This is a genomic window from Arthrobacter sp. AFG20, assembly GCF_002892795.1.
Lineage (GTDB): Bacteria > Actinomycetota > Actinomycetes > Actinomycetales > Micrococcaceae > Arthrobacter.
In genome coordinates this window covers 309410-326370 of sequence record NZ_PJMC01000005.1, presented here as the reverse complement: position 1 = coordinate 326370, position 16961 = coordinate 309410, and the positions used below count along the sequence as shown (strand labels likewise).

15 protein-coding genes are annotated in these 16961 nt (G+C 67.8%); 5 read left to right on the top strand and 10 right to left on the bottom strand.

Going from position 1 to position 16961, the window contains the following annotated elements; all coding sequences use genetic code 11:
* The first annotated feature begins 29 nt into the window (after positions 1-29).
* Complete coding sequence (locus CXZ05_RS08500; protein WP_180987323.1) at positions 30-1238, top strand: aminotransferase class I/II-fold pyridoxal phosphate-dependent enzyme; 1209 nt, start codon at positions 30-32, stop codon at positions 1236-1238.
* Between the two features lie 2 nt (positions 1239-1240).
* Positions 1241-2026, top strand: coding sequence for a spermidine synthase (locus tag CXZ05_RS08495; protein WP_180987322.1), 786 nt, complete (start codon positions 1241-1243; stop codon positions 2024-2026).
* A 4-nt stretch (positions 2027-2030) separates the two neighbouring features.
* On the opposite strand, the gene rsmD is transcribed toward CXZ05_RS08495, so the two are convergent.
* The 4 genes from rsmD to thiL are packed head-to-tail and all read right to left on the bottom strand — an operon-like array spanning position 2031 to position 6965.
* The gene (rsmD, locus tag CXZ05_RS08490; RefSeq protein WP_102972151.1) at positions 2031-2636 is read right to left on the bottom strand and encodes a 16S rRNA (guanine(966)-N(2))-methyltransferase RsmD; all 606 of its coding nucleotides are present in this window, start codon (positions 2634-2636) and stop codon (positions 2031-2033) included.
* 45 nt (positions 2637-2681) lie between these two features.
* Positions 2682-4901, bottom strand: a complete 2220-nt coding sequence (locus CXZ05_RS08485) for an ATP-dependent DNA helicase RecG (protein WP_102972150.1) — start codon at positions 4899-4901, stop codon at positions 2682-2684.
* Entirely contained in the window at positions 4898-5917 is a 1020-nt protein-coding gene (locus tag CXZ05_RS08480; RefSeq protein ID WP_102972149.1) for a DAK2 domain-containing protein, read from the bottom strand. The genes CXZ05_RS08485 and CXZ05_RS08480 overlap by 4 nt, the downstream gene beginning before the upstream one ends.
* 22 nt (positions 5918-5939) lie before the next feature.
* Positions 5940-6965 carry a thiamine-phosphate kinase gene (gene thiL, locus CXZ05_RS08475; RefSeq protein ID WP_102972148.1) on the bottom strand — a complete coding sequence of 342 codons (1026 nt, stop codon included), beginning with the start codon at positions 6963-6965 and terminating at the stop codon, positions 5940-5942.
* 123 nt (positions 6966-7088) lie between these two features.
* Between thiL and CXZ05_RS08470 the strand changes: the two genes are divergently transcribed.
* A complete protein-coding gene (locus CXZ05_RS08470) occupies positions 7089-7604 on the top strand; it encodes a DUF3515 family protein (protein WP_102972147.1) in 516 nt (171 codons plus the stop codon).
* 7 nt (positions 7605-7611) lie between these two features.
* Here the strand turns inward: CXZ05_RS08470 and CXZ05_RS08465 are convergent, their stop codons facing one another.
* From CXZ05_RS08465 to leuC, 6 genes are all read right to left on the bottom strand, one after another.
* A complete protein-coding gene (locus tag CXZ05_RS08465) occupies positions 7612-8769 on the bottom strand; it encodes a D-alanine--D-alanine ligase family protein (protein ID WP_102972217.1) in 1158 nt (385 codons plus the stop codon).
* 17 nt (positions 8770-8786) lie between these two features.
* Positions 8787-9839: an NAD(P)H-dependent glycerol-3-phosphate dehydrogenase gene (locus tag CXZ05_RS08460; RefSeq protein ID WP_102972146.1), complete on the bottom strand. Its 1053-nt coding sequence runs from the start codon at positions 9837-9839 to the stop codon at positions 8787-8789.
* On the bottom strand, positions 9836-10582 hold the full coding sequence (locus tag CXZ05_RS08455) for a 1-acyl-sn-glycerol-3-phosphate acyltransferase (protein ID WP_102972145.1): 747 nt from the start codon (positions 10580-10582) through the stop codon (positions 9836-9838). The genes CXZ05_RS08460 and CXZ05_RS08455 overlap by 4 nt, the downstream gene beginning before the upstream one ends.
* 10 nt (positions 10583-10592) lie before the next feature.
* Complete coding sequence (gene murA / locus CXZ05_RS08450) at positions 10593-11918, bottom strand: UDP-N-acetylglucosamine 1-carboxyvinyltransferase (protein WP_102972144.1); 1326 nt, start codon at positions 11916-11918, stop codon at positions 10593-10595.
* 187 nt (positions 11919-12105) lie between these two features.
* Entirely contained in the window at positions 12106-12708 is a 603-nt protein-coding gene (gene leuD, locus CXZ05_RS08445; RefSeq protein ID WP_003806025.1) for a 3-isopropylmalate dehydratase small subunit, read from the bottom strand.
* Positions 12709-12717: 9 nt separating this feature from the next.
* Entirely contained in the window at positions 12718-14172 is a 1455-nt protein-coding gene (leuC, locus tag CXZ05_RS08440) for a 3-isopropylmalate dehydratase large subunit (RefSeq protein WP_102972216.1), read from the bottom strand.
* A 111-nt stretch (positions 14173-14283) separates the two neighbouring features.
* Here leuC and CXZ05_RS08435 point away from each other — a divergent pair, with 111 nt between their 5' ends.
* Both CXZ05_RS08435 and CXZ05_RS08430 read left to right on the top strand, forming a co-directional pair.
* The gene (locus CXZ05_RS08435; protein WP_043420062.1) at positions 14284-15003 is read left to right on the top strand and encodes an IclR family transcriptional regulator; all 720 of its coding nucleotides are present in this window, start codon (positions 14284-14286) and stop codon (positions 15001-15003) included.
* Positions 15004-15203: 200 nt separating this feature from the next.
* On the top strand, positions 15204-16919 hold the full coding sequence (locus CXZ05_RS08430; protein ID WP_102972143.1) for an HNH endonuclease signature motif containing protein: 1716 nt from the start codon (positions 15204-15206) through the stop codon (positions 16917-16919).
* Positions 16920-16961: the final 42 nt, after the last annotated feature.

The window sequence follows — 16961 nt, the reverse complement described above, 5'->3', positions numbered from 1 at the left end:
CCGCGGCTGAACAGACAGGCAGGAAACCCATGACACAAACACTTCCGGCGCCCTGGCAGCGTGCGGCTACTGGAGCGAACCTGCTGGCAAGCGACGGCGCCTTGGGCGTGACGATCTTCGAGGAGATGACCACGCTCGCCCTGCAGACCGGCGCAATCAACCTGGGGCAGGGTTTCCCCGACGAGGATGGCCCCGCGGAGATTAAGGCGGCCGCGCAGGCCGCGATCGCCGAAGGCTCCAACCAGTACGCGCCCGGTAAGGGGATCCCCCAGCTCCGGAAGGCCGTGTCCGAACACCAGAAGCGGTTCTACGGGCTGGAGCCGGACCCGGACACTGAAATCATCGTCACCACCGGTGCCACCGAGGCAATCGCCGCGTCACTGCTGGCCCTCGTCGGCCCCGGCGATGAGGTCCTGACCTTCGAGCCGTTTTACGACTCCTACGGCGCGATCATCGGGTTGTCCGGCGCCACGCACGTCACCGCGCCGCTGCTGGCCCCCGATTTCCTGCCCGATGCCGCAGCCCTGGAGGCGGCGTTCACCGGCCGCACCAAAGTCGTAGTGCTGAACAACCCGCACAACCCGACCGGTGCGGTCTTCCCGCGCGAGGTGCTTCAGCGCGTCGTCGACCTCGCCCGGAAGCATGACGCGATCATCATCACCGACGAGGTTTACGAGCACCTCACCTTCGGCGTCCGCCACATACCGGTGGCCACGCTGCCGGGGGCCGGCGACAGGACGGTCACCATCTCCTCGGCGGGCAAGACGTTCTCCTTCACCGGCTGGAAGGTCGGCTGGCTGAGCGGCCCGGAGCACCTGATAGCAGCGGTCCGGACGGTGAAGCAGTTCCTCACGTACAGTTCCGGCACACCGTTCCAGAGTGCCATCGCCACCGGCCTGGCCCTGCCCGACGAGTTTTACGAGGGCATCTCCGCCACACTGCGGAAAAAGCGCGACATCCTCAGCGAGGGGCTGCGCGCAGCCGGCTTGGACGTCTTCACGCCCGATGGCACCTACTTCGTCAACGTGGACACCTCGCCGCTGGGCATCCGGGACTCAGTGGAGCTGGCCCGGCGCCTGCCAGGGCTGGTGGGCGTGGCAGCGATTCCGGTGCCCGTGTTCTGCCACCCCGAGGGCGCGGAACGGACGCGCAGCCTGCTGCGGTTCGCGTTCTGCAAGCGCGACGAAGTCCTCGAGGAGGCCGCCGCGCGGCTGGCGACCCTCCGGGACAGGCTCTGACCATGCCCGACGGCGGCGTCCGGGCATCGCGCTTCCTGCGCGCCACCGGCCAGCACGCCGTCATCGAACCGGATACCTACACTGACGGCGGTTTCGTGCTCAGCATCGGCGGCGCCGAGCAGTCGCACGTGGACCTGGCCGACCCCGAGGACATCTTCTACGAATACCTGCGCCGGATCGGGCACATCGTGGACCTCGCCGCGCCGTGGGGTGAACCCATCCGCGCCCTGCACCTGGGGGCCGGCGCCCTGACCCTGGCACGGTATATCCAGGCGACCCGCCCCGGCTCCCTGCAGTACGCCGTGGAACTGGAACGGGAGCTGCTGGACTTCGTGCTGGAGCGGCTGCCGCTGCCGGACGGAACCGACCTCCACACGGTCATCGGCGACGCGCGCGCTGCCTTGGCCGAGCTGCCCTCGGACCTGCGTTTCGACGTCGTCATCCTGGACATCTTCTCCGGGCCGGAGGCACCGGAGCACATCGCCTGCACCGGGTTCTACCAGGAGGCCGCGGCGCTCCTCTCGGAGCGGGGCGTGCTGATTGTGAATGTCGGCGACGAGCCGGGCCTGACGCTCGTCCGGAGCCAGGTGGCCGCGCTGCGGAAGTCCATGACCGACGTCGCGGCCTGCGCTGAGGCGGGCATGTTCACGGGCAAGTATCCCGGGAACATCATCCTTGCCGGCACCCGCGGGCCGTGGCCGCCCCAGTGGACCGCCGCCCTCACAGCCCGCGGCCCTCATCCGGCCAAAGTCCTGGCCGGCGTGGAACTGGACGGGTTGTCGGACTAACTGCTCAGTCCTCGGCGTCCAGCGCGAGGTCCACATCCTGGCCGCTGGACGGTTCGGCGTACCACAGCCGTGTCTCGCCGTACTTCTTCTCGGCAAAGCGCTCCAGGCCTCCCGGCCACCTCGGTTCGGTGGAGCGCGACGACCGTTCGACCACCACCACCGCCACGTCGCTGAGGTGCGGGGCAAGCTTTTCCAGGACAGACGCCAGCGCGGGCTCGTCAAGCGGATAAGGCGGGTCCAGGAACGCAACGTCCCACCTGGTGTCCCCGGCCGTCCGTTCGAGGAAGGACTCCACCTTTGAGCGGTGCACCGTAACGGCCTTGCGGCCCAGGACTCCGTTGATGAGGTCGGCGTTCCGCTGGCACACGGCGCTGGCCTTCGCGTCGAACTCCACGAGATCGACCGTTTCCGCTCCCCTGCTGGCGCTCTCGACTCCGAGCGCCCCGGATCCGGCGTACAGGTCCAGGACGCGGGCGCCGCCGAGCACGTTGAACGCGTCCAGCCGGGAAAAAAGCGCCTCCTTGACCCGGTCCGTGGTGGGACGCGTCATTGAACCTGGCACGTTGGCCAGCGGGGTTCCGCCCGCGGCACCGGCAACGATCCTGCTCATGCGCCGTCCCCCGCCCGCGGCGCTCCGGGTGGCAGGTGGATGGTGCTAGCCGCGTTCAAGGAACGCCTCCTTCTCGGGATTCAGGTACTCGTCAATGGCCTCGGCAAGTGCCGCATAGCCTGCCAGCGCAGGGTCTGTGCCCACAATCTTCTGGGCGTCCAGCCGGGCTCGGGCAATGATGTCCTCGTGCTCCAGGACGCGCAGCAGCTTCAGCGTAGACCGGCCACCGGACTGCGAGGCGCCGAGGATGTCGCCCTCGCGGCGCAGCTTCAGGTCCTCCTGGGACAGCTCGAACCCGTCGGTGGTGGCCGCCACGGCATCCAACCGGCGCCGGCTCGGGTGCCCCGGTTCGAGCGTGGTCACAAGCAGGCATGTGCCCGGCAGCCCTCCCCGGCCCACGCGCCCGCGGAGCTGGTGAAGCTGGGAGATGCCGAAGCGGTCCGCGTCCAGGATGACCATCAGGGTGGCATTATGTACGTCCACGCCCACCTCGATGACGGTGGTGGATACCAGCAGCTTGGTCTGGTTGGCCGTGAAGGAGGCCATGGTCTCTGACTTCAGCACCGGGTCCTGGCGCCCGTGGAGCGGCGCCAGCGCCACCCCGGCCAAGGCCGGTTCCTCCCTGAGGTGTTCGACGACGGCGGTCACGGAGGCCAGTTCGCGTGCGGCTCCGTCCCCCTCCAGTTCCCCGGGGTCGGGTTCCGCTTCACCGGGAGTGAAGTCACCGTCGTCGTCTGCCCCGATCTTGGGGCACACGACGTAGACCTGGTGGCCCGACTCGATCTCTTCGCGTGACCGGGACCAGATGCGGCCCGCCCAGGCGGGGTTTTCCGCAAGGCCGACGACGTGCGTGGTGATGGGCGCCCGGCCCGCGGGCAGTTCGTCAAGCACGGACGTTTCGAGGTCTCCGAACACCGTCATGGCTACGGTCCTGGGGATCGGGGTGGCGGTCATGACCAGCAGGTGCGGCGGCTTGCTGGCCTTGGCACGCAGGGCATCGCGCTGTTCCACGCCGAAGCGGTGCTGCTCATCCACCACGATGAGGCCCAGGTCGAAGAAGGTGACGTTGTCGCTCAACAGCGCGTGGGTTCCGATGACAATCCCGGCTGTACCGGAGGCGGCGTCGAGCAGCGCCTGCTTGCGAGCGGCAGTGGGCATGGAGCCGGTGAGCAGGCTGACCTGCACAGTGTGGTCGCCCAGCCCGCCCAGGAGCCCATCGCGGGACAGCTCGCCAAGTGTCCGCCGGATGGAATCGAAGTGCTGTGCCGCCAAAACTTCCGTGGGCGCCAGCAGCGCTGCCTGTCCCCCGGCGTCCACCACCTGGAGCATGGCCCGCAGCGCCACAATGGTTTTTCCGGAGCCGACTTCACCCTGCAGCAGCCTGTTCATGGGCCCGTCCTGCGACAGCTCCTCCGAGAGGGTCTTGCCGACAGCGGACTGGCCCGCGGTCAGGGTGAACGGCAGCTGGCGGTCGAAGGCTGCGAGCAGCCCCTCCCGCACGGGACGCCGGGCGGTGGCCTCCTCGGAAGCGAGCTGGGCGCGGCGGCGGGCCAGGGCGGACTGGAGGACGAGGGCTTCCTGATAGCGGAACCGGTCCCTGGCCTTGCGCCAGTCCTGCGCGGTCTCCGGGGCGTGGATGAGCCGGTAGGCCTCCGGTACCGGAAGGAATTTTTCCCGCGCGGATATGGCCGCCGGCAACGGGTCCGGCAAGGCGTCCAGGTCCGCGGTTTCCAGCAGGGCTTTCACCACCTTCTGGATGGACCAGCTGGTGAGGCCTGCGGTGGCCGGGTAGATCGGGATGGGCATGGCCGCGAGCTTTTCGGGGTCCATGTCCGGGACATCCGGATCGTTATCCAGCAACTGGTAGTTCGGATTGGTCAGCCCCAGTGACCCTTGGTAGCGCGTCACCTTCCCGGAGAACATGGCCCGCCGGCCGGGATGCAGCTCGGCCCTGGCGAGACGGCCGTTGAAGAAACTGATTTTCAGTGTGCCCGTGCCGGCGTCATCGGTAATGACGACGTCGGTGATAGAGCCTTTCCGGGCGCGCATCTGCCGGGTGCTGTTGGAGACGACGCGGGCGATGAGGGTGGCTTCCTCATCGAAGGGAAGTTCGCTGATCCGCGTCAGTTCACCGCGGTTGAGGTAGCGGCGCGGGAAGTGGTTGAGCAGGCCGCCGACGGTGGTGATGCCCAGGTGCTTCTCGATCGCGGCCGCGGAGCGCTTGCCGACCCGGCGCTCCAGGCCGAGTTCCAGTTCGACGTTCATCGTCCTTCGGCGCTCACTTCTCCCGACGGATCCCGGGGCAGGGCGAGCTCGCTGACTGAGACGTCCGCCGGATCGCCCAGCGACCTGATCGCCCCAAGGGCGGGGGCCGGGTCCGGGACGTGCACGTGGACCCGCCACCGGTACCGGCCATCGGCGTCAGCGGAAGGCCCGACCTGGCTCATGATCACGGAGTCCCCGAGTTCATCCAGCCGCTGCCGGAGCGTGGCGGCGTCCAGGGGGGACAGGCTGATGGTGCACATGACCTCGACGCCGTCGTCGTCCGGCATGCCGGTGTGGATGTGGGGGTCCTGGAGATCGTACCCGTGCAGCCCGTCCAGCAGTTCGCTGCGGAGCTCCTCTCCCAGCACCGCCGAACGGAGGCAATCCAGGATCAGCAGCATGCCCACGCCGCCGGCGTCCACCACGTGCGCAGCCTGCAGGGCATCAAGCTGGCCCTCCGTGCGGACCACAGCCTCTAGCGCGGCCTCCACGGCCGCATCCAGGACCAGGCCTAGGGCGTGGTTGCTGTCGTTGCCGTTCTGGCCGGCGTCGACGGCGGCCGCGGCCCGGCCCGCTGCCTCCATGACGGACAGCATGGTGCCGGGAACGGGGTCGCTCAGTGCGGACCAGGCCCTGATCTGCGCCCGGTTGAGGGCTGCCGCGAGGAGCGAGGAGGTGAGTCTGGCGTGTCCGGCCAACGGCTCGGCCGCGGCGCAGAGGAATACGGAGAACAGCGTGCCGGAGTTCCCTTTGGCCTGCTCCATTGCCGCCTCACCGGCATGCGCAAGAACGGCGCCCACGTCATTGAGCTTTGCCAGTCGGCCGGCCTGCTCCGGCACCTGCATCTGGCCGGCGTCGGCGGGGATGGCATCCTGCAGTGCCCGGTGAGCGGCACGGACCGTGAGGTAGAGGTTGGTACCGGTGTCGCCGTCGGCTACCGGGAAGATATTGATGGCGTTCAGGCGGTCGCTGTGGTTGCCCAGTGCGGTTTCGGCCTTGCCCAACCACCGCTTCATCGCTTGAGCGTTCGCGGCAACCTTAGTCTGCAAAGTGATCCCATCCCACGGAGCCAGCGGGCCGTCCCGCGATCGTCACGCCCGGCGCCGTGTCTGCGCCGCAGGCCTGTACTGAGCCTATCCCAGTAAACCCGGGCGGCACTTGCATGCCTGCCGGGAATGTGGCCAGGAGCCCGTGGTCTTCCCCGCCGCCGAGTACCCAGGCGCGCGGGTCGGCGCCTAGGAGTATGGCCGCGGGGCGGAGGGGCTCGGCGAGCTGGCCGAGGTGCCCGGGATCCAGGTCCAGCACAGCGTGGCTGGCCACCGCCATCCTGGTTCCGTCCCGTACCAGGCCGTCGGAAATGTCCATCATCGCTGTGGCGCCGGACATGCGCGCCAGCGGTCCGGCCTCCAGGGGCGGCTCCGGGCGGCACTGAAGCTCGAGCAACGACAGCAGGTCCGGTGAAAGTGAACCCACATGATGCGCGGACTCCAGCAGTGCCAGCCCGGCGGCAGCCCAGCCCGCCCGCCCGGCGATGGCCACAGTGTCGCCTTCCTGGGCACCGGACCGGAGTACCGGTTGGCCGCCGTCGAGCGTGCCGAGGACTGCAACGGTGACGGACAGTTCGCGGCCGCGGCCAAGGTCGCCGCCAGCGACAGAGCAAGCACCGGCGCCCAGCTTGCTGATGGCGGCCGTGAGGCCGTCCGCAAGATCCTCGACCCATCCGACCGGCGTGCCAGGCGGCAGGGTCAGGCTCACCACCATGGACGTTGCCGAGGCACCCATGGCGTTGATGTCGCTGAGGTTCTGTGCTGCGGCCTTCCACCCGACGTCATATCCGGTGGTCCGGTAGCCGTTGTTCCACTCGAGCCGGAAATCCTGGTCCTGGACCTGGGTGTCGATGCTGATGACGGTCCTGCCGTCCGGAACAGCAATAATGGCGGCATCATCGCCCGGGCCAAGGACCACGGCGGCACTGTGCAGGGCACTGAGTTCCAGGCGCGGGAAGATCCGCGCCAGAAGCTCCGCTTCGGACAGCTGGGCGACAGTCAATGGTGATTGGGGCACGCCACTACGCTACCGCCACGGACCGACATTCTTTGGCTGGCCGGGTTTCCGGGCCCGGCCGGCATGGAGTGCGGGCGCATTCGGCGGTCAGTCCGGCGCGCCGCGGAGCGATAGGCTTGACTGATGCATTACCCGCCTGCCCAGAAACCTGCCCAGAAACCCGTCCGCAGGCTGGCAGTGGCAGTGGCCGCCGCGCTAACTGGACTGGCGCTGGGCGGCTGTTCACCCGCCGTCGACGTTGCCCCCGCCGCCGACGCAGCCAACCCGGCCTGCGCCCCGATGATGGTGGCGCTGCCGGATTCGATCGGCGACGCCCGCCTGCGGAAGACGAACAGCCAGGCCACCGCCGCCTGGGGCGACCCGTCGCGGGTGGTCCTGCGGTGCGGCGTCAACGTCCCCGGACCCACCACAGACCGCTGCGTCAGCGTCAATGACGTCGACTGGGTTATCAAGGAGGGCAGCCCCGTCTGGACACTGACCACCTACGGCCGGGAACCCGCCACGGAAATCCTGATGGATCCGGACAAGATCAGTTCGGCCACGGTCCTGGCTGACCTGTCCGCCGCAGCCGCGAAGATCAAGGCCAGCCGCAACTGCGTGGGCCAGCAGGAAGTCCAGGACCTGCCTACAAGCAAGTAGACAGAACTCAGCGCAGGCCGGTCTTGCGGGTCAGCGCCAGATGGATCAGCTCGTCGATCAGTTCCGGATAGCTCAGTCCGGTGGCCGCCCACATCTGCGGGTACATGCTCTTCGGCGTGAATCCGGGCATCGTGTTGATCTCGTTGATGATGAGGTCGCCGTCCGGCGTGTAGAAGAAGTCGACCCGGCTCAGGCCCTCAGCCCCCACAGAGTCGAACGCCGCAGCAGCGAGCTCGCGGACGCGCGCAATCGCTTCCCCGGGCATGTCCGCGGGGCAGCTCAGGGCGGCCGCGTCGTCCACGTACTTGGCCTGGAAGTCGTAGAACTCGTGCGCGCCGCCGGCCACGGAGATCTCGCCGGGCAGGGACGTGCGGGGGGCGTCCCCACCGCGGCCCTCGAGCACGGCACATTCGATTTCCCGGCCGACGATGCCGGCCTCAATCACCAGCTTCGGATCATGTTCGCGGGCGGCTTCAATGGCGGCGTCCAGGCCGTCAAGCGAGTCCACCTTGGAGATGCCCATCGAGGATCCGGCGCGGGCGGGCTTGACGAACACGGGGAAGCCCAGCAGGTCGACCTGTTTGCGGACAGACTCGGGGTCGTTGCGCCACTGCCGGTCGGTCACGGCGATGTACGGACCCACCTTCAAACCGGCGGCCTCGAAGACCACCTTCATGAAGTGCTTGTCCATGCCTACCGCCGAGGCCAGGACACCGGCGCCGACGTAGCGGGTGTCGGAGAGTTCCAGGAGCCCCTGGATGGTGCCGTCCTCGCCGAACGGCCCGTGCAGCAGCGGGAACACCACGTCCACGGCGCCAAGTTCCTGCGGCACCTCGTTGGGGGCCGTCACGATGAGCTGGTGCTCTCCGCCGATCTCCGTGAGGCTTACAGTCTGGGCCGACGGCGGAACCTCCGGAAGCGAGGTAGCGGAGAGTGACCACTGGGCCGTCTCACCGGACGCGAGCACCCACTGGCCGGACTTGGCAATGCCGATGGGAACGACGTCGTACTTGTTCCGGTCGATGGCCCCCAGCACCCCGGCAGCGGTCACGCAGCTGACAGCGTGCTCGCTGGAACGGCCGCCAAAGAGGACGGCCACCCGCGGCTTGGGCTGGCTACCGCCGTGGGCGGCCTTGCTCTGGCTGGTGTTGTCCGCTGCGGTCAAGTTTTCTTCCGACACTGTCAGTAATCGCCTTCGGCTTTAAGTTCCCGGGACAGCAGCAGCGGCCCGAGTTGGTCAACGGACAATTTTCCGGCGAGGACCGCGACGACGGCCGCCGTGATGGGCATTTCGACGCCGAGCTTGCCGGCCAGTTCGTGGACGGCCTGGCCGGACTTGATGCCTTCGGCGGTCTGGGTCATTTTCTGGGCAACCTCATCCAGGGTGAGTCCTTGCCCCAGCAGGCGGCCGGCGGTGTGGTTCCGGGACAGGGGTGACGAGCACGTGGCCACCAGGTCCCCAAGTCCGGCCAGGCCGGCCATGGTGTGGGCTTTCCCGCCGAGCGCCAGGGCCAGCCGGGAGGTTTCGGCCAGGCCGCGGGTAATCACGGAGGCCTTGGTGTTGTCCCCCATCTGCTTTCCCTCGCAGATGCCCACAGCAAGCGCGATGACGTTCTTGACGATGCCGCCGATCTCGACACCCACGATGTCCGAGGTGGTGTAGGGGCGGAAGTAGGGGGCCGTGCAGCTTCTGGCGATCCAGCCGGCGACGGCGGAGTCAGGGCAGGCGACGACCGAGGCCGTGGGCTCCTCCCGGGCGATCTCCATGGCCAGGTTGGGGCCGGAGACGACGGCGATTCGGTCGGCTGGTATGTCCAGTTCCTCAGCGACCACCTCGCTCATCCGGGCGTCGGTGCCCAGCTCAAGGCCCTTCATCAGGGACACCACGAGGGCGTCGGGCCCGATCAGGGGTTTCCACTTGCGCAGTTGGAGGCGCAGCGACTGCGCCGGAACGGCAAGGACAACCAGGTCGGCGCCGGACAGCGCGTCCGCCACGTCGGTGGAAGCGGAGATGCTCGGCGGAAGCTCAATATCTGCCAGGTACTGGGGGTTCCGGTGGTTGCCGTTGATCTCGGCTACGACTTCCTCCCGGCGCCCCCAGAGCCGGATGCTGCGCTCCACCCCGGAGGCCGTGGCGGCGTCGGCCAGGATTTTCGCGAAGGTGGTGCCCCACGAGCCGGCGCCCAGGACTGCCACCGACACGGCGGAGCCGGGCCGGGCGTGCACAGGCGTCACTTCCCGCCCCGCTCGACGTCGCGGCCGTGCTTCGTCTGGTTGTGGGCGGTAGGGTCCCAGCGCCGGGCCGGCGGCTGCTCCCCGCGGAGTTCGGCCAGGAGTCCGGTCACGGCATCCATGATGACGTCCGTGGCTTCAGCCAGGGTGGCCTTGTCCCGGGCGCGGCCCGCGAAGCGCGAGAGGTCGACGGGGTCGCCGATCCGGATCCTGGACGTCTTGCGTGGGAACAGGTGGAACCGCTTGGCGTAGCGGGGAAAGAGCTCGTGCGCGCCCCAGTGCGCCATCGGCACCACCGGGATGCCGGTCTCGAGGGCAATGCGGGCGGCGCCGGTGTGGCCCTTCATGGGCCACAGGTCGGGGTCGCGGGTCAGCGTGCCCTCGGGGTAGATAATGATCGCTCCGCCCTCAGCCACAATCTCCTGGGCGAGCTGCAGCGAGCGGTTAGCACCCGCCGTCGAGCGTTCCACCGGGATCTGCTTGGTGGCACGCAGCACGGCACCCACCACCGGGACCTTGAAGAGGCCCGACTTCGCCAGGAAGTGCGGGGCGCGCTTGTTGCTGTACAGCATGTGCCCGATCACGAGGGGGTCGATCTCGGTGCAGTGGTTGGGCACGGCGATGAAGCCGCCCGCGGGAAGCTTCTCCGTGCCCTCCCATTTTCTATTCATGATCAGGTTCAGGACCGGCCGGACAATGCCGGCGATAATCACGAACGTTGTGTGGCTTTTGGCCGATTCTTTCACCGGGCCCCCGCTACTTCGCCGACGAGATGTCGAAGTCGGCGCCGAGCCCGGCCAGCTTCTCAGTGAACCGCTCGTAGCCGCGGTTGATGATGTCGATTCCGGTCACCCGGGAAGTTCCCGTGGCGGCCAGGGCGGCGATCAGGTGGCTGAAGCCGCCGCGGAGGTCCGGCACGTCGATGTCGGTTCCCTTGAGCTGGGTGGGGCCGGAGATGACGGCGGAATGCAGGAAGTTCCGCTGTCCGAAGCGGCACGGCACGCTGCCGAGGCATTCCCGGTGCACCTGGATGCTGGCGCCCATGCGAATGAGGGCGTCGGTGAAGCCGAAGCGGTTCTCGTAGACGGTCTCGTGCACGATGGACACGCCTTCGGCCTGGGTCAGGGCCACAACGAGGGGCTGCTGCCAGTCGGTCATGAAACCGGGGTGGACATCCGTTTCGAGGACGAGCGGGCTGAGCTTGCCGCCGCGGTGGTAGAAGCGGATGCCGTCCTCGCCGATGTCCATGCCGCCGCCCACCTTGCGGAAGGTGTTCAGGAAGGTCATCATGTCCCGCTGGGAGGCGCCTTCAACGAAGATGTCGCCGCGCGTCACCAGCGCCGCGGACGCCCAGGAGGCCGACTCGTTGCGGTCCGACAGCGCGCGGTGGTTATAGCCGCCCAACTCGCGGACCCCCTCGATCCGGATGGTGCGGTCCGTCTGGACGCTGATGATGGCGCCCATCTTCTGGAGGACGGCGATGAGGTCAACAATTTCGGGCTCGGTGGCGGCACCGGAGAGTTCGGTGATGCCTTCGGCGCGCGTTGCACTCAGGAGAACCTGCTCCGTGGCACCGACCGAGGGATACGGCAGCGAAATCTTGGCCCCGCGCAGCCCCTTGGGCGCCGAAATGTGAATGCCGCCCGGACGCTTTTCGACGACGGCGCCAAACTGCCGCAGCACGTTCAGGTGGTAGTCGATGGGCCGGTCGCCGATCTTGCAGCCGCCCAGGTCCGGGATGAAGGCTTCGCCGACCGCGTGGATCAGGGGACCGCACAGCAGGATGGGGATCCGGGAGTCGCCGGCGTGGGCGTCGATGGCCGTGCTCGGCGCCGTCTTGGCAGCCTTGGGGTCCAGGGTCAGGTCACCGGTGACGGGGTCTTTCTCGACGGTCACGCCGTGGAGCTGGAGCAGGCTGGTGACCACCTCGACGTCCTTGATTTCCGGAACGTTCCGCAGCACGGAAGGCTCGTTGCCCAGCAGCGCGGCCACCATGGCCTTGGGCACAAGGTTCTTGGCACCGCGGACGGTGACACGGCCAGTTAGCGGGACGCCTCCGCGGATTGTCAGAACACTACTCATTTACCGGTTTCCTCACGACTACTCGCCCCCAAATCCTTACAAAGGCACCAGCTAAGCATATGAGTTCGCGTTACCGAACCGAAATACTGACGTGGGCGGGCGGGGCCCGACGGCCGGACCGGGGGCAGCGGAAAGGCCCGCCGCGCTATGCACGGCGGGCCTTTTGGCGATGCTTATTGATAACCGGTCAGGAAGTCCTGGCCGGAAGTGTAAGGGGCTTGAAGGACGGCCGTGTGGCTTCGTAGGCCGTAATGTCCTCCTCGTGCTGCAGGGTCAGTCCGATGTCGTCGAGGCCCTCGAGCAGGCGCCAGCGCGTGTAGTCGTCAATCTCGAACGGCGCAACCACGTTGCCGCAGGTGACGGTCTTGGAGGCGAGGTCAACGGTCACCTCGGTTCCAGGTGCGTTCTCGAGGGTCTTCCAGATGAGTTCGATGTCATCCTGGGCGACCTGGGCGGCGAGGAGTCCCTGCTTGCCCGAGTTGCCGCGGAAGATGTCGGCGAAGCGGGAGGAAAGGACGGCGCGGAAGCCGTAGTCCTTAAGCGCCCAGACGGCGTGCTCACGGGAGGACCCGGTGCCGAAGTCGGGGCCCGCCACCAGGACGGATCCGGCGTTGAACGGCTCCTGGTTCAGGATGAAGGAAGGGTCCTTGCGCCACGCTGAGAACAGCGCGTCTTCAAAGCCGGTACGGGTGATGCGCTTGAGGTACACGGCCGGGATGATCTGGTCCGTGTCGACGTTGCTCTGGCGCAGCGGAACGCCAATGCCGGTGTGGGTGGTGAACTTTTCCATGGCGTCTTCCTATGCGGCGTCGGTGGTGAGGGCTGCGGATTCCGGTGCCGGGTCGAGGTCCGACGGCGAACTCAGCGTTCCGCGGACGGCCGTGGCGGCTGCAACCACAGGGGAAACAAGGTGCGTGCGGCCGCCCTTGCCCTGCCGGCCTTCGAAGTTGCGGTTGGAGGTGGAGGCGCACCGCTCCCCCGGCTCCAGCTGGTCCGGGTTCATGCCCAGGCACATGGAGCAGCCGGCAAAACGCCATTCGGCGCCAAAGTCCTTGAAGACCTTGTCCAGGCCCTCGGCCTCGGCTTCGAGGCGTACCCGGGCCGAGCCGGGGACCACCAGCATCCGGACCATCGGGTCCTTCTCGCGGCCGCGGACGATGTCCGCCGCGGCCCGCAGGTCCTCGATGCGGGAGTTGGTGCAGGAGCCCAGGAAGACGGTGTCCACGCGGATGTCCTTCATGGGTGTTCCGGCTGCCAGGCCCATGTACTGCAGGGCGCGCTCCGCGGCGGCCTTGGCGTTCTCGTCACCGAAGTCCTCCGGGGACGGTACCTTCGCTGACAGCGAGACGCCCTGGCCGGGGTTGGTGCCCCAGGTGACGAAAGGCTCGAGGGTGTTGGCGTCCAGGTCAACCTCGACGTCGAAGACGGCGTCGTCGTCCGTGCGCAGCGTGTTCCAGTAGTCGACGGCGGCGTCCCACTCCGCGCCCTGCGGCGCGTGCGGGCGGCCGTTCATGTAGGCGTAGGTGGTCTCATCCGGAGCCACCATGCCTGCGCGGGCGCCTGCTTCGATGGACATGTTGCAGATGGTCATCCGGGCGTCCATCGAGAGCGCGCGGATGGCCGAGCCGCGGTACTCCAGGACGTAGCCCTGGCCGCCGCCGGTACCGATCTTGGCGATGACGGCAAGGATAATGTCCTTGGCGGTCACACCGGGGCGCAGCGTGCCCTCGACGTTGATGGCCATGGTCTTGAAGGGCTTGAGGGACAACGTCTGGGTGGCCATGACGTGCTCCACCTCGGACGTGCCGATGCCCATGGCCAGCGCACCGAACGCGCCGTGCGTGGACGTGTGCGAGTCGCCGCACACCACGGTCATTCCGGGCTGGGTCAGTCCCAGCTGCGGACCCACAACGTGCACGATGCCCTGCTCGGCGTCACCGAGGGAATGCAGGCGGACACCGAACTCCTCGCAGTTGTTGCGGAGGGTCTGGATCTGGGTCCGGCTGGTAAGGTCGGCGATTGGCTTGTCGATGTCCAGCGTCGGGGTGTTGTGGTCCTCGGTGGCGATGGTGAGGTCCGGGCGGCGCAGCTTGCGGCCGGCCAGGCGGAGACCCTCGAACGCCTGCGGGGAGGTCACCTCATGGACGAGGTGGAGGTCGATGTACAGAAGGTCCGGCTGGGCGTTGGCGCCTTCGCCGTCGCCTTTGCGCACCACGTGCGCATCCCAGACTTTCTCGGCCAATGTTTTGGCCATGGCCATCTCCCTTCGATGCTGTTTGCTGTCAGATCCACTGAAACAGCAGACCCCTGTAATAAGCCAGTCAAATGATTTGCATCTCAGATAATGAGACGGCAATATCAATACATGGACAATTCTAGTGGAGTCGGTGTCATTGATAAAGCAGCGCAGGTGCTCGACGCGCTTGAGGCCGGGCCCACCACTCTTGCGCAGCTAGTCGCTGCCACAGGACTGGCGCGGCCTACCGTGCACAGGCTCGCGCTGGCTCTGGTCCACCACCGTCTCGTGAGCCGGGACATCCAGGGCCGCTTCGTCCTCGGCAGCCGCCTCGTTGAGCTTGCCTCCGCCGCCGGCGAGGACAGGCTGATCGCCTCCGCGGGACCGGTTCTCATGCAGCTCCGCGACGCCACCGGCGAAAGCGCCCAGATCTTCCGCCGCCAGGGCGACTGGCGGGTCTGCGTCGCGTCCGCCGAACGGCCGATTGGCCTGCGCGACACCATTCCCGTGGGAACCCAGCTGTCCATGAAGGCCGGCTCGGCCGCCCAGGTGCTGCTCGCCTGGGAGGACCATGACCGCCTGCTGGAGGGCCTGCAGTCCGCGCGTTTCACGCCCACCGTTCTCGCTGGAGTACGACGGCGGGGCTGGGGACAGAGCCTCGGCGAACGGGAGCCCGGGGTCGCCTCAGTCTCGGCACCCGTGCGGGGGCCTTCGGGCCGCGTCATCGCCGCGGTCTCCATCTCCGGCCCGATCGAGCGGCTCACCCGCCAGCCCGGCCGCCTGCACGCGGAGGTTGTCTGCAACGCGGCCCGCGTACTGACCGAAGCCCTCCGCAAGAACAACGACTAGCTTCGCGGCGGGGTGGCCAGTCTGTTCCCGGGCCACGGCGCCCCAACTGGGTAGCACTTCCGAGCGTTCTCAGGCTTGGGAAGGCCGTGAGCTGCTACCCAGTTTTCCTTCTCCGGTGGGTTCAAGAAACTTTTTGAATCCCGCTCCTTGTGGTGCCCGATCGACCCTTTATTGTCAGTCCCCCTTGGCAGACTGAGTACATGGAAGGCAGCTGGAATTCTGCACTGACAGCAGGAGCGCCGCACGGCGGCGTTGTGCGGGCTGCTGCGGTTGCTGACACTCTTCTTCCAGAGGCCGTTTTCCCCCTTGCCGCGTTCCCCGAGGGTGCGTTCGCGAACCGTTCCGTTCCGTTTGATGGGTTGGCGGACGACGGGTTGCCGTATGACGACGCCCCTGACGCCGCGTATCCGGACTCGTTCCCGGAGGACCCGTTTCCCGAGGCCTTGTTTGCCGACCGTCCTTTCGACGAGGACCTCTTAGACGACGGTGCCTTTGACGGCGGCCCTTTTGGCGACGGCGTTACCTCCAGCGCCGCTTCGTCCCGGCGCGTTGCGGCCGGTTCCTTTGCCCAGGACCGTACAACAGCGACGGGTTGGTTTCTCCCGGCAGCAGACCTCACCGCCGACGGTGCCGGGCTGATCGACCAGACCCACGCGCTGGAGAAACTCAAATGCTGGGCAGCCGGTCAACAGGCACGGCTTGCCGTCGCCTTCGAGATCCGGCACCGCGAGGAGCAAGCCGGACTCGCGGAGGAGGGCAGCCCTGAGACGCTGTTGGCTGAGGACCTCGGCAAGAAACGTCCCAAAGAACAGAGCACGGGCGCCGCTGAGCAGATCGCGCTTGCCCGGGGCGAGTCCCCGCACCGCGGCGGCCGGCTGCTCGGCATATCCAAGGCCCTGGTCAAGGAGATGCCCCACACCCTGGCAGCCCTGGACAACGGCCAGCTCAACGAAGAACGCGCCATGCACCTAGTGAAGGAAACCGCCTGTCTGACCATCGCGGACCGGTCCGCCGTGGACGAGGAACTCGCCGCGGACACCGGAACCTTCACTGGCGCCGGGACACGGACCGTCATCGCCACCGTAAGGGCCGCCGCCACCCGCCGGGACCCGCGCTCCGTCACCCAACGGGCCAGCCACGCCGCGGCGGAGCGCTCCGTAAGCCTGCGCCCGGCCCCCGACTGCATGACCTACCTCACGGCATTGCTGCCCGCCCACCAGGGAGTCGCCGTGCACGCGGCCCTGACAGGGCAGGCCGATGCCCTCAAGTCCGCCGGCGACCCACGCTCCCGCGACCAAATCAAAGCCGACACCCTCGTCGAACGCACCACCGGCACCCCCGGCGGCATCACCGGGATAGAGATCAACCTGGTCATGACCGACCGCACCCTCTTCCAAGGCGACAGCGAACCCGCCCGCCTCACCGGCTACGGCCTTGTCCTGGCCCCCTGGGCCCGGACTGTGGTGACCGGCAGACAGGCCGAGGCAGACGAGGAGCTCAAGACCTGGGTCCGCCGGCTCTACACCACCCCGGAGACGGGTGACCTCGTGGCCATGGACTCGCGAAGGCGACTTTTTCCGGCACCACTGCGCCGCTTCATCCAGGTCCGGGACGACACCTGCCGCACCCCCTACTGCGACGCCCCGATCCGCCACCACGACCACATCATCCCGTGGCACGACGACGGCCCAACCAGCTTGGCCAACGGCGCGGGACTCTGCGAAGCCTGCAACCACACCAAAGAACTCCCCGGCTGGAAAGCCCGACCCAGACCAGGACCCAGGCACACCATCGAACTCACCACACCCACCGGCCACACCTACCGATCGACCGCGCCGCCATTGCCCGGATCCGGACTGGCCGGAACAGGGATGCGCGGAACGGACCAATCCGAAAAGCCCGGCCCAGCGCCGTAGCGGGAGAATCCGCGGCGGCAACGCGGTCGGGCAGTAGTCTGG

What these genes read in the sequence shown, in the direction of transcription:
- CXZ05_RS08480 (WP_102972149.1), bottom strand. Translation starts at nt 5,917, where the DNA reads ATGAAGCGGTGGTTGGGCAAGGCCGAAACCGCACTGGGCAACCACAGC.
- CXZ05_RS08485 (WP_102972150.1), bottom strand. Translation starts at nt 4,901, where the DNA reads ATGAACGTCGAACTGGAACTCGGCCTGGAGCGCCGGGTCGGCAAGCGC.
- CXZ05_RS08495 (WP_180987322.1), top strand. Translation starts at nt 1,241, where the DNA reads ATGCCCGACGGCGGCGTCCGGGCATCGCGCTTCCTGCGCGCCACCGGC.
- CXZ05_RS08500 (WP_180987323.1), top strand. Translation starts at nt 30, where the DNA reads ATGACACAAACACTTCCGGCGCCCTGGCAGCGTGCGGCTACTGGAGCG.
- rsmD (WP_102972151.1), bottom strand. Translation starts at nt 2,636, where the DNA reads ATGAGCAGGATCGTTGCCGGTGCCGCGGGCGGAACCCCGCTGGCCAAC.
- CXZ05_RS08430 (WP_102972143.1), top strand. Translation starts at nt 15,204, where the DNA reads ATGGAAGGCAGCTGGAATTCTGCACTGACAGCAGGAGCGCCGCACGGC.
- CXZ05_RS08470 (WP_102972147.1), top strand. Translation starts at nt 7,089, where the DNA reads ATGCATTACCCGCCTGCCCAGAAACCTGCCCAGAAACCCGTCCGCAGG.
- CXZ05_RS08435 (WP_043420062.1), top strand. Translation starts at nt 14,284, where the DNA reads ATGGACAATTCTAGTGGAGTCGGTGTCATTGATAAAGCAGCGCAGGTG.
- murA (WP_102972144.1), bottom strand. Translation starts at nt 11,918, where the DNA reads ATGAGTAGTGTTCTGACAATCCGCGGAGGCGTCCCGCTAACTGGCCGT.
- leuD (WP_003806025.1), bottom strand. Translation starts at nt 12,708, where the DNA reads ATGGAAAAGTTCACCACCCACACCGGCATTGGCGTTCCGCTGCGCCAG.
- leuC (WP_102972216.1), bottom strand. Translation starts at nt 14,172, where the DNA reads ATGGCCAAAACATTGGCCGAGAAAGTCTGGGATGCGCACGTGGTGCGC.